We start from the raw sequence: 12,166 nt of genomic DNA on the forward strand, positions 1-12,166 counted from the left end.
TGAAAATGAAAAATAAATTTTTTAAACTTTTCCTTGCAGTTGGTTTTATTTCACTTGCTGCTTGTGAAACTACTGAATTAGATTTAGTAGTAGACCCTAATACACCTTCAACGGACTTGTTAGATGTTAACTTTACATTTAATAATGTGCAGTTATCTTTACCTGGTTATGTCAATTCAATTAACAATTTTGCTCAGGATGTAACAAGACAAACGGCTATGACAGGTGGTACTACCTACAATACTGCTTACCAAGAGGTTAGTTTTAATGATATTTGGGGTAGAGGATATGGTATTTTAACAGATATTAAAGCACTTGAACCAAAAGCAACTGAATTAGGTTTAAATTATCAACTAGGTGCTTCAAAAGTGATTAGAGCTTATGTTTTAATGTCTATGGCTGATGTGTTTGGCGATATACCTTATTCTGAAGCTTTGCAAGGAAGTGCTAACTTAACTCCTAAATTTGATAATAGTGCTGATGTGTATTTAGGTGCATTAGCTGAATTAAATGATGCTATCGCTCTTTTTGGTCAACCATTGACAGCATTTCCAACGGATGATTTTTATTATCCACATGGAAAAACACTTCCGAGTGCAGAAGCTTCTAAAGCAAAATGGTTAACTGCTGCTAATACATTAAAGTTAAAATTAATGAATACAGCTCGTTTGAATGGTACAGCATTAGGTCTTAATGTAGCAACTGAAATTTCTAATTTAATTATTGCTAATGATTTGATTGACACTCCTTCTGAAGATTTTGCTTTCCAATACGGTAACAACAGAGCTGTGCCAAATACAAGACATCCAAATTATAATACTTATTATGAAAATGCAACTACAATTGGTGGTTCCTATTTAGGTAATTACATGATGTGGACAGTAATTGGTGGTTTTGCTCCAGGAGAGAAAGCTGTAAATGATCCTAGAAGACCATTTTATTTCTTCAGACAAGATACAAATACTGTAGGAGAATCAATCTTTACTTTAGGTTGTGCTTTTCAATCTAGACCTTCTCATTATAGTAGTGCTCAGTATGCATCTTTCTATCAACCAACTGTATTAACCCCATTTTGTGTAGCTTCAACTTCTGGGTATTGGGGTAGAGATCATGGTGATGCTACAGGTTTACCACCGGATAATTCTAAAAGAACAGTTCCGGGTGTTTATCCAGCAGGAGGTAAATTTGACACTAACACACAAGCTAGCGTTCAAAACAATGGTGTTGATGGTTTTCAAGGTGCCGGTATTATGCCTATTTTGATGACATCATGGGTTCATTTTATGAAAGCTGAAGCTATTTTAACATTAGGTGTTTCGGGTGATGCAAGAGTTGAATTGGAAGCAGGAATGAGAGCTTCTATTGATAAAGTTATTAATTTCAAAAGTGGTGGTGATATCGTTGTTCCTACTGCAGTTACTATTAATACTTATGTAAACTATGTTTTAAATGCATACGACACGGCAACAGCTGCTCAAAGACTTGAGATTGTTGTAAAAGAATTTTATATTGCAGCATGGGGTAATGGTTTAGAACCATATAATAATTACAGAAGAACCGGTTTCCCAAGTAATATGCAACCAACTTTAAATGCAGCTGTAACGGATTATTTCTATACTGCTTTGTATCCTTCAGACAGTACTGTAAACAATTCGAATGCACCTACAAATTCAAGAACAAAACGCGTATTCTGGGATACTGCTAATCTTGTTTTAAACTAAAAAAAAAATAAATTATGAAAAAAGTATTTTTATTATTATTAACTTTCGGATTCTTTGCCTCGTGTGAGGACGAAAGTAAAATTCCTACACCGGATTTAAATCCGGGAGCATTTGTTTCACTGGATATATTGCGTCCCGTGATAGATGTTACAAATATTTCGACTTCTACTTGGGGGGGGACTTTAAAAAACCCTTCAAATAACGTTGTAAAATATGATCTTTATGTGCGTAGAGTTTCCGGTGGTAACGCTGGTGATTACGCTTTACTAAAATCGGTAACTTCATTTCCATCTGACTTAGCAGTTTCTGCAGGTGATGTAGCTACTGCATTAGGCTTGCAATTAAGTGACATTTTAGCAGGAGATCGATTTGATTTTTGGGCTGAATCATTTGATGCAGCCAACAATAAAACAACTTATAATGATCTATCTTTAAATGCACAAGGTGAATTAGGGGTTAAACAAGCATACAAGTTAACTACTTATGTGTCTTGTCCTTTTAATCAAGCTGACGCTATTGGAACTTATGAGTTTACGGAAGATGCATTTGCTAATGAAACGGATATTTTTGAAGTAATTGCAGGCTCAAGTTCCGATAAAGTAATTATGGTTGATCCTTTTGGACATCCTAGTGCTTGGAATATAGAAGTTGTTATTGATTTAGGTTCTGGAATTGTATCTATTGCAAGACAAAAAGCGTGGGACCCATCTTTTTATGCTTTACCGGCTAATTATGGTACCGCTACAATAGCTACAGAAGGTTCTGCAAGTTTCTTCTTCTCTTGTACTGGAACTATAAATGCTTCAGTGAAACATAATGTAGATATTGGGACTTATGGGTTTAAAAACTTCAAAGCTCAAAAATTATAATTTAAACTAACTAATCGAGTTACATGTAATTCGATGTTTAATACAAACTTAATATGAAGAAATTATTTAATATTTTTTGTCTGGTTTTTATAGCCTCAGCTATAATCTCATGTGAACAGGATGAGCGTGTTAGTGGTTCTCCGGTAGACAATTCTGAAATTGTTACTTTAATGGGTACAATCTCATCTCCTGCAACCGCTGTTGTGGCAGGTCAAAAAATTGCTTTTACAGCCACTATTCCTCAAACCTTTGAAGGTGATGTTGAAGTAGAAGCAACTGCTGCTTTACCAAATGGTTCGTCAACTAATGCTACTGTAGTTATTCCTGCTGGTCAAACATCTGCAGTTGGAGAAATTGAAGTACCAGCTAGTGAAGCTCCGGTATTTATGCCTTTTAATAACAATATGAAGTTGTCATTAACTGCAATTTTATTGACCGTTGGCGAAACAGGAACTCATTATTTGTTAAATTCTAATGAGATTAGCCTTGATTTTGGTGATACAGAAACGCAAGCGGCTAACATAACACGTTTACAAATTCGTTTTGATTGGAGAGGACCTTATGACATTAATGATTTGGATTTATATCTTTTAAGAGTTAATGATGATGGTTCTCAAGCAGTTGTTGCTACAGGATTTACCGGTAATAGATATGAAAATGCAAGTATTTTAAATACTGCTGTTGATGCAACTTATATTGTGGCTGCTGAATCATACACTACTGAATTTGGTGCAGAAGTGGGTGATTTACCTTATCGTTATGTACTAAGATTCCCTGATAATTCAGTTAAAACTTATGGTGGTACTTTTGTTGATCTTGCAGAAGGTGATTTTATCGAAGTTTTACAAATTGTTAAGTTAACTGTTGATGGTGTTCCAACATACACCGTTACTCAGCTATAATTTACATACAATTTAATATTTAACCCATCGTACGAAAGTAGGATGGGTTTTATTGTTAATATTTTTGTTAAACTGTATTTTTTTTCACTTTTTGTGATTAAATTTACTTCCTAAAAAAAAATTTTTATGAAATTTAAAACTTTATATTTCTTTTTTCTTTTAATTACATTTTCAATGGTTGCTCAAACTGTTGATGAAAGAAAAAAAATTGTTTCTACGTATGATTTTGCTAAAAATAGTAAATTCAAAACTGAATTAAGATTGCGTTTTGAAAGAGAAAAATTATTTACTGATAATTTTCTTAAAACTAATCCATTACCTTTAACATATATAACTAGAGAAGGGGCATTTGCAGAATTGCAATTTGTCACGGAACAAGGTACCCCAATTTATTATATGACTAATAATACTGGAGCTGGAATTACTACACGTGCAAATAGATTATATACAGGCGGTACTTTGGGATTAAATGTTAATGGACAAAATATGATAGCCGGTGTTTGGGATGGCGGCGGCGTTAGAACAACACATAATGATTTTGGTGGTGTTAATTCACGTGTTACCCAAAGAGATACACCCGCTTCATTAAGTGACCATTCAACACACGTTACCGGAACTATATGTGGAAGCGGAACTAACGTTAATTTACATAGAGGTACCGCTTATCAATCTTCTGTTTGGACACACGATTGGAATTCTGATGTTTTGGAAGTAATTGATCGTTGTGAAGAGGGTTTATTATTATCTAATCATTCGTATGGGTTTGGTGTATTTGCACCTGATGGATCTGTACAATTGCCAAGTTATTATTTTGGTGCTTATATACAAACATCTAGAAATTGGGATATTGTTATGAACATGTATCCTTATTATTTATATGTTACTGCTGCTGGAAATGATAGAGCAAGTAATTCTTTAATTAATGAAAAAGGAGGATATGATTTATTATCCGGAACTAAATTATCTAAAAATGGAATTACTGTTGGAGCTGTGAATCAAGTATCTACTTATACAAACGCGAATAGTGTAGTGATGTCAGATTTTAGTAATTGGGGTCCTTCTGATGATGGTAGAATAAAACCGGATATAGTTGCAAAAGGGGTGTCTGTATTATCGCCTATTTCAGGATCGAATACGCAACGAGCATCTTTTGATGGAACTTCAATGGCTTCACCAGGAATTACAGGTTCGTTATTGTTATTACAACAGCACCATAATAATGTTTTTGGAAAATTCATGCGTGCTTCAACTTTAAAAGGTTTAGCTCTACATACTGCAGATGAAGCAGGAGGTACCGCAGGTCCGGATTATGCTTTCGGATGGGGTTTAATGAATACCGAAGCAGGTGCCCAGGCGATTACAAATAATGGATTGACTTCTATTCTTAGAGAATTGACATTAAATCCAGGAGAAACAATTACTCTTAACGTTACAGCATTAGGAGGTGCAATTCCTTTAATGACCTCTATTTCATGGACAGATTTAGCTGGTGAAATTAATGAAGGAGTCGTAGATCAACCAACCCCAGTCTTAGTTAATGATTTAGATGTTAGAGTAGCTAAAGGTCCAACAACTTATTTTCCATGGAAATTGAGTGCAGCCCAGCCATTCTTAGCTGCGACAACAGGAGATAATATTGTTGATCCGTTTGAAAAGATTCAAGTAAATAATGCTTCCGGAGATTATACGATCACTATTACTCACAAAGGTACATTAGCTGAACCACAAAATTTTGCTTTAGTTGTAACTGGTGTTGATTCTAAATTCACATTTAGAACTTCTGCTCCTTTGCAAACTGTTTGTACAACTCAAAATGCAGTTTTCCCTTTTCAATATATAACAAACAGTACTATTCCAACAACTTTTTCAGCAACTAATTTACCTGCTGGTGTAATTGCTACTTTTTCTTCAAATCCTTTGAGTGCATCTGGTAATTTTAATTTAACACTATCTAACTTAAGTAATGTAACTCCTGGTTTGTATACATTTGAAGTTAATGGTAATAACGGAATAGAAGAAGAAAAAGTGTATGTTGATTTAAGAGTTTACAGTGCAAGTTTTAATCCAATCACAAATCAATTACCAGTTAATTTAGCGATTGAACAACCTGTTTATGCTAATTTATCTTGGAGTGCTGATGAAAATTCAGAATCTTACCAAGTTGAAATTGCAACAAGTAGTTCTTTTTCAAATATAGTTGAAACGGCTAATGTTACGTCAAACAACCATATTGCTTCTAATTTATTGGTAGATACCCAATATTATTGGAGAGTTAAAGCAATAAACAGATGTGGTCAAGGAACATTTACAAATCCTATATTCTTTTCAACAGTTAATTTATCTTGTACAACACCAGTTAATAATACAGTTGTTTCTATAGCAAGTGTTCCAAATACTTTTGTTACATCTACAATTAATTTTAATGATCCTACAATCACAAATATTTACGACTTAGACTTAACTTTAAATATTACTCATACTTGGATACAGGATATGTCAATAGCATTAGTAAGTCCTTCAGGTACTTTAGTTAATATAATTCAAGAAAATTGCAGTTCAGAAGATAATATCAATGCAATTTTTGATGATAACGGCTCTCCAATCACCTGCAGTACAACACCTCCCGGAATTTCAGGAAGAGTGAAACCGGTAGAATTAATGTCTAGCTTTAATGGTGAAAATCCTAATGGAATTTGGACTTTAGAAATAAGTGATCCTTGGAACGGTGATGGAGGTTCATTAAATTCATGGAGTTTAAAGATTTGTAAACAAATACCTTCAACGCTAAGTACGCCTGAAGTTGAATTTAAAGATTTATCGGTTTGGCCAAATCCTTCAAGAAGTAATGTAACTGTTTCTTTTGTTTCTGAATCAAATGATTTGACAACTTTTGAAGTTTTTGATATTCAAGGACGTAAAATAAATAGCTCAACATTAGATTCTACTTTTGGTAATTTAAATCATTCCATTGATGTTTCATCATATCCAACAGGTGTTTACTTGTTGCAAGTTACTCAAGGGAATAAAAAATTTAATTCAAAAATTATAAAGCAATAGGTTTAATACTATTCAAATGTTAAACACCTCTGAAAAGGGGTGTTTTTTTTATTCTATTTCGTTTACCTTTGCCAAAACCTTTTTTATAAAAAATTGAAACTATTTTTAAATGAAGTTTATTTTTGCAACACTATTTTTTTTGATTATAATTTCAGCTTCTGCCCAGGTAAAAAGCGATAAATCTAAAATAGATTCTAAAGAAATAAAAAATTACAATCAGCAAAAAAGCAATGCAATTGCTAATGATACAATAAGTTCAAGTCGATCATCCTCATCATCTACTTCAAATAAAAAAGCTCCAAAGGCTAGAATTGATCAATATAAAATTATTACCATTGAAAGAGATACAATTGTTTTAGATACTACCTTATCCATACAAAAAGAATATCGTTTTAATTATTTAAGAAAAGATATTTTTGGATTACAGCCTTTTGCAAATGAAGGACAAACTTATAACACATTAGATTTTGGTCTTAATAAGTTTCAATCTTATCCGGAAGTTGGATTCTCCGGGAAACATTTTAACTACTTACAAGCTAAAGATATTCAGTATTATAATGTGGCTACTCCTTTGACCGAATTATATTTTAAAACAGTTATGGAACAGGGTCAAAATCTTGATGCTTTTATTACTTTAAATACGTCAGAGCAATTAAATTTTTCTATAGCCTACAAAGGTCTTCGCTCTTTGGGTAAATACATTAATCAATTATCCAGTACCGGTAATTTTCGATTTACAACAAGTTATGCCACAAAAAACAAACGTTATGCTTTAAATGCCCATTTCACATCACAAGATTTTCTGAATGGTGAAAATGGTGGAATTTATAATCTGAGTGATTTTGAAAACGATGACCCGGAATTTAAAAACAGAGCTCGTTTGCAAGTATATTTAACAGATGCAAATACATTTATGATTGGTAATCGCTATTTTATAGATCATCGATTTAGAATTAACGGTAACGAGGCTACTAATAACTTATTCATTGATCATCAATTTAACTATGAACACAAGAAGTTAGAATATAATCAGACAACTGTTGCCACTACTATTACGACACCAACAGGTGATAAAATAATTTACCGTTTTGGGGATTCGTATGTTTTGAATAATATTAAAGATCAAACACGCTATAATAGAATGTTTAATAGTATAGGTGCTGTTTATGGGAACACGTTATTAGGTGAATTTAAATTTTTCATTGAAGATTTTAGATACAATTACTATTATGACAGAGTGATAATTACTGAAAATCAAACCATTCCGAATAACATAAATGATATTATTCAGACTTTTGGAGGACAATATTCTTATCGCAAAAATAATTGGAATGGAAAATTTACCTATTCTAAATCAATTACTGAACAAAATTTATCCGATTTAGATTTGAATTTGAGTTATGCTTTTGATTCAAAAAATAATTTAAGTGTTCAATATCAAAATTTAAACCGTATTCCGGATCATAGTTATACGTTATTTCAAAGTAGTTATATTGATTACAATTGGTATAATAATTTTAATAATGAAAAAATTAATTCACTTACAGCAAAAGCTACAACCCAATGGGTTTCTGCTTCCTTGCAACTTTTAACTTTGAATGATTTTTTATACTCTAGTAATGATGATGCTACTGGCGAACAATTATTAGTCACACCTAAACAATATTCAAGCACAATTAATTATTTGAGTTTAAACGTTAGCAAAGAATTTAAATGGTGGAAACTTGCCCTTGACAATACCCTCTTATTTCAACAAGTAGATCAAAGTGATAACGTTTTGAATGTTCCCCAATTTACTACGCGTAATACACTGTATTTTACGGATTATTTTTTTAAAAAGGCCTTGTTTCTTCAAACCGGTGTGACGTTTAATTATTTTACAAATTATTATGCCAATGATTATAATCCGGTTATTAGTAGTTTCTATAGTCAATCTACCCGAGAAATAGGTAACTTTCCAATGTTTGATTTTTTCATAAACGCTAAAATCAGTCAGACTCATATTTACATAAAAGCAGAACATTTCAACTCTGCTTGGACAGGTTTTGATTATTATTCAGCTCCAAATTATCCTTATAGAGATTTTATGATTCGTTTCGGATTAGTATGGAACTTTTTCTTATAATTAAAACTCAACTTTTTTTGAAATTACCAACAAAACTTGCAGTATCTTATTTTATCAATACCTTTACAATCGAAATATAAATAGCATGAAATTCGCAGAAAATATCTTAGGAACAATCGGAAATACTCCGTTAGTTAGAATTAATAAAATCACCAAAGAACTGGATTGTTTGGTATTGGCCAAAGTGGAAACTTTTAATCCTGGTAATTCAGTCAAAGACAGAATGGCCGTTAAGATGATTCAAGATGCTGAGGCTGATGGTCGTTTGAAACCGGGTGGTACTATCATTGAAGGAACATCCGGTAATACAGGAATGGGTTTAGCATTAGGTGCGATTGTTAAAGGATACAAATTAATTTGTGTGATTACCGATAAACAATCCAAAGAAAAAATGGATATTTTAAGAGCAGTTGGAGCTAAAGTAATTGTATGTCCAACGGATGTTGAACCTGATGATCCAAGGTCATATTATTCTGTTTCTAAACGGTTAGGTACGGAAATTCCAAATTCTTGGTACGTTAATCAATATGATAATCCATCCAATGCGATTGCTCATTACGAGCAAACAGCTCCTGAAATTTGGGAGCAAACAGATGGTAAAATAACTCATTTTGTAGTAGGAGTGGGAACAGGCGGAACAATTTCAGGTGTTTCGAAATATTTGAAAGAAAGAAATCCGAATATTAAAGTTTGGGGAATTGATACCTATGGTTCAGTATTTAAAAAGTACCACGAAACTGGAATCTTCGATGAAAATGAAATTTATTCATACATTACCGAAGGAATTGGAGAAGATATTCTTCCTAAAAATGTTGATTTTTCTTTAATTGATGGTTTTACTAAAGTTACCGATAAAGATGCCGCTGTTTATACTAGACGATTAGCACTTGAAGAAGGAATTTTTGTAGGCAATTCAGCCGGTGCTGCAATCAAAGGATTGCTACAGTTGAAAGAACACTTTAAGCCGGAAGACGTAGTGGTCGTTTTATTCCATGACTCGGGAAGTCGTTATGTTGGTAAAATGTTCAATGATGATTGGATGCGTGAACGTGGATTTTTAGATGAAGAAATGACTAAAGCTTCTGATTTAATTAAATCGCATATAGACAAGCCTCTGATAATTGTTCGGACTGAGGAATTAGTTTCACACGCCATTGAACGATTAAAAAAATATAATATTTCTCAAATTCCGGTAATTGATTCGATCGGTTTTGTGGGCTCGTTAGACGAAACCGATTTATTCAGAAGTTATTTTGCTGATAAAAATATTGGTGATAAACCTATCCGTGAAATTATGGGGAAACCCTACCCAATTGTTCAGGAAAATACCCCCTTGGATGAAGTTACAAAACTAATTAATAAAGATAATCAGGCTGTTTTGGTAGCTTTAGAAAACGGAAAGTACCATATCATTACTAAACACGATATTATTAGTTCAATAAACTAAAAAGGTATTCAATTTTTTATAATTCCTTATCAATTTTTTTGGTAAGGAATTTTTTTATATCTTAGTATTTCATTTAATCGCCACAAAACTAAAATCATTAATCGCCATGAAAGAAGACTTTCTGCATTTTGTATGGCAATACAAAAAATTCAACTTTACAAATCTTTATTCTGTTGATGGTAAGCAAATATCAATAGTAAATACGGGCCAATACCTTCAAAAAGCAGGTCCTGATTTTTTTAATGCTCAACTTATAATTGATAATCAAAAATGGGCTGGAAATGTTGAGATTCATCTAAAATCCTCAGATTGGTATGTGCATCATCATGAAACCGATTTAAATTATGACAATGTGGTATTACACGTGGTATGGGAACATGATACCGATGTTTTCAGAAAAAACAATACGGCAATCCCTGTAGTAGAACTAAAAAAATATGTTTCTCCTGAAATTGTAGCTAATTATCATAAGTTAACTACTCCAAAGTCATGGATTAATTGTGAAAATGAAATTAAAACCATTGATGACTTTACTATGAATAATTGGCAGGAACTTTTATTTATTGAACGTTTACAAAATAAATCGTTGGAAATAAATCATTTGCTTTTAGAATCCACAAACGATTGGGAAGCTGTTTTTTATTGTCTTCTGGCCAAAAGTTTTGGATTGAATACTAACGGAATTTCTTTTCTAAACTTGATGAAATCGATTCCATTTTCAATGATAAGAAAAGAAAGTCATGATATCAAAAATTTAGAAGCTCTTTTTTTTGGAAGACTCGGTCTTTTAGAAGATAATAAAGAAGATGTGTATTTCAATGATTTAAAAAAGCAATGGAATTATTTGGCACACAAATATAGTTTAGAACAAAAAATACCGGAACCCATTCAGTTTTTTAAACATCGGCCTGATAATTTTCCAACTATTCGATTGGCTCAATTAGCTCAATTAATACATTTAAACAAACAACTGTTTCAAAAATGCCTTCTTGCAAATTCGGTTAAAGAATTGTACTCACTTTTTAATGTCAACACTTCCTACTACTGGAAAAATCATTATATATTTGATAGAGAAAGTCCTCCTAAAAATAAAAGTTTATCCAAAAATTTCATTGATTTAATTATTTTGAATTGTATTGTTCCGATTAAGTTTTGTTATGCAATGAAAAATGGAAATACAAATATTGAAGAATTAATTAGTTTAGTTTCAGAAATAGCTTCAGAAAAAAATTCAATCATTGATAAGTTTAAAAAGGCAGGAATAAATTCAGGAAATAGTTTTCAATCTCAGGCACTATTACAATTGAAGAAGGAATATTGTAATTATAATAAATGTTTAAATTGTGAAATTGGACAAAAGTTAATTAACTTTACGTCATTAAAAAACTATTAAAAATGGAAACAAATAACACTACTAAACTTTCTTTTTCACAAAAGCTTAAAAAATATTTTTATCGATTTTTATTTCTGTTTTTGCTTTCTTTTGTTGGGTACTTTTTATTTATAATGTATGTGCCTTATAGTGAAGGAGTTCGTTCTGGTGAACTTATAAAATTCAGTAAAAAAGGAGTTGTTTTTAAAACTTGGGAAGGGGAAATAAGTCAGGGAATTTCAGGAGCACAGATTTTTAGTTTTTCAGTGGCTAACAAAGAAAAAGTAGTGATTCAGCAATTAGAAGATCTTCAAGGAAAGTATGTTAAGTTGAAATACGAGGAAAGATATCGAACTTTTTTTTGGTGGGGAGATTCTCCTTATTTTGTCACAAATGTTGAAGAAGAAACAACACCCTATATGCGTTTGAATGAAACTGCTAATTAATGAGATGGATTGTTTCTATTCGTCATTTTTTTGAAAAACATGGTTTTCATGTTTCTTCTAGGTTAGCCGATCGTTTAGGCATGAGAGCTTCAAACGTTCGTCTGTTTTTTATTTACATTTCTTTTGTTACGGTCGGACTTTGGTTTGGCGTCTATTTAACGATTGCTTTTTGGCTTCGTTTAAAGGATATGATCTACACCAAACGAAGTTCTGTGTTTGATTTGTAA

General features: G+C 32.2%; 9 protein-coding genes. All 9 read left to right on the forward strand.

The window, feature by feature from the left end; all coding sequences use genetic code 11:
* Positions 1–5 precede the first annotated feature (5 nt).
* The 9 genes from ACIQ2Z_RS09110 to ACIQ2Z_RS09150 all read left to right on the forward strand — a co-directional run bounded on the left by ACIQ2Z_RS09110 (position 6) and on the right by ACIQ2Z_RS09150 (position 12,166).
* A complete protein-coding gene (locus tag ACIQ2Z_RS09110; RefSeq protein ID WP_396183834.1) occupies positions 6–1,721 on the forward strand; it encodes a SusD/RagB family nutrient-binding outer membrane lipoprotein in 1,716 nt (571 codons plus the stop codon).
* 14 nt (positions 1,722–1,735) lie between these two features.
* Complete coding sequence (locus tag ACIQ2Z_RS09115) at positions 1,736–2,590, forward strand: hypothetical protein (RefSeq protein WP_396183835.1); 855 nt, start codon at positions 1,736–1,738, stop codon at positions 2,588–2,590.
* Positions 2,591–2,643: 53 nt separating this feature from the next.
* Complete coding sequence (locus ACIQ2Z_RS09120) at positions 2,644–3,492, forward strand: hypothetical protein (RefSeq protein ID WP_396183836.1); 849 nt, start codon at positions 2,644–2,646, stop codon at positions 3,490–3,492.
* A gap of 126 nt (positions 3,493–3,618) precedes the next feature.
* The gene (locus ACIQ2Z_RS09125; RefSeq protein WP_396183837.1) at positions 3,619–6,549 is read left to right on the forward strand and encodes a S8 family serine peptidase; all 2,931 of its coding nucleotides are present in this window, start codon (positions 3,619–3,621) and stop codon (positions 6,547–6,549) included.
* Positions 6,550–6,658: 109 nt separating this feature from the next.
* On the forward strand, positions 6,659–8,674 hold the full coding sequence (locus ACIQ2Z_RS09130) for a putative porin (RefSeq protein WP_396183838.1): 2,016 nt from the start codon (positions 6,659–6,661) through the stop codon (positions 8,672–8,674).
* Between the two features lie 85 nt (positions 8,675–8,759).
* Positions 8,760–10,121, forward strand: coding sequence for a pyridoxal-phosphate dependent enzyme (locus ACIQ2Z_RS09135; RefSeq protein ID WP_396183839.1), 1,362 nt, complete (start codon positions 8,760–8,762; stop codon positions 10,119–10,121).
* A gap of 106 nt (positions 10,122–10,227) precedes the next feature.
* Positions 10,228–11,514 (forward strand): DUF2851 family protein, encoded by a 1,287-nt coding sequence (locus ACIQ2Z_RS09140; RefSeq protein ID WP_396183840.1) that lies wholly within the window; start codon positions 10,228–10,230, stop codon positions 11,512–11,514.
* Between the two features lie 2 nt (positions 11,515–11,516).
* Positions 11,517–11,939 carry a 6-phosphogluconate dehydrogenase gene (locus tag ACIQ2Z_RS09145; RefSeq protein ID WP_396183841.1) on the forward strand — a complete coding sequence of 141 codons (423 nt, stop codon included), beginning with the start codon at positions 11,517–11,519 and terminating at the stop codon, positions 11,937–11,939.
* The gene (locus ACIQ2Z_RS09150; protein WP_396183842.1) at positions 11,939–12,166 is read left to right on the forward strand and encodes a PspC domain-containing protein; all 228 of its coding nucleotides are present in this window, start codon (positions 11,939–11,941) and stop codon (positions 12,164–12,166) included. The genes ACIQ2Z_RS09145 and ACIQ2Z_RS09150 overlap by 1 nt, the downstream gene beginning before the upstream one ends.

It is taken from the genome of Flavobacterium sp. (assembly GCF_044361015.1).
In the GTDB taxonomy this organism is placed as follows: domain Bacteria; phylum Bacteroidota; class Bacteroidia; order Flavobacteriales; family Flavobacteriaceae; genus Flavobacterium.

Coding starts and splice junctions, on each gene's coding strand:
- ACIQ2Z_RS09110 (WP_396183834.1), top strand. CDS start 6: ATGAAAAATAAATTTTTTAAACTTTTCCTTGCAGTTGGTTTTATTTCA.
- ACIQ2Z_RS09115 (WP_396183835.1), top strand. CDS start 1,736: ATGAAAAAAGTATTTTTATTATTATTAACTTTCGGATTCTTTGCCTCG.
- ACIQ2Z_RS09120 (WP_396183836.1), top strand. CDS start 2,644: ATGAAGAAATTATTTAATATTTTTTGTCTGGTTTTTATAGCCTCAGCT.
- ACIQ2Z_RS09125 (WP_396183837.1), top strand. CDS start 3,619: ATGAAATTTAAAACTTTATATTTCTTTTTTCTTTTAATTACATTTTCA.
- ACIQ2Z_RS09130 (WP_396183838.1), top strand. CDS start 6,659: ATGAAGTTTATTTTTGCAACACTATTTTTTTTGATTATAATTTCAGCT.
- ACIQ2Z_RS09135 (WP_396183839.1), top strand. CDS start 8,760: ATGAAATTCGCAGAAAATATCTTAGGAACAATCGGAAATACTCCGTTA.
- ACIQ2Z_RS09140 (WP_396183840.1), top strand. CDS start 10,228: ATGAAAGAAGACTTTCTGCATTTTGTATGGCAATACAAAAAATTCAAC.
- ACIQ2Z_RS09145 (WP_396183841.1), top strand. CDS start 11,517: ATGGAAACAAATAACACTACTAAACTTTCTTTTTCACAAAAGCTTAAA.
- ACIQ2Z_RS09150 (WP_396183842.1), top strand. CDS start 11,939: ATGAGATGGATTGTTTCTATTCGTCATTTTTTTGAAAAACATGGTTTT.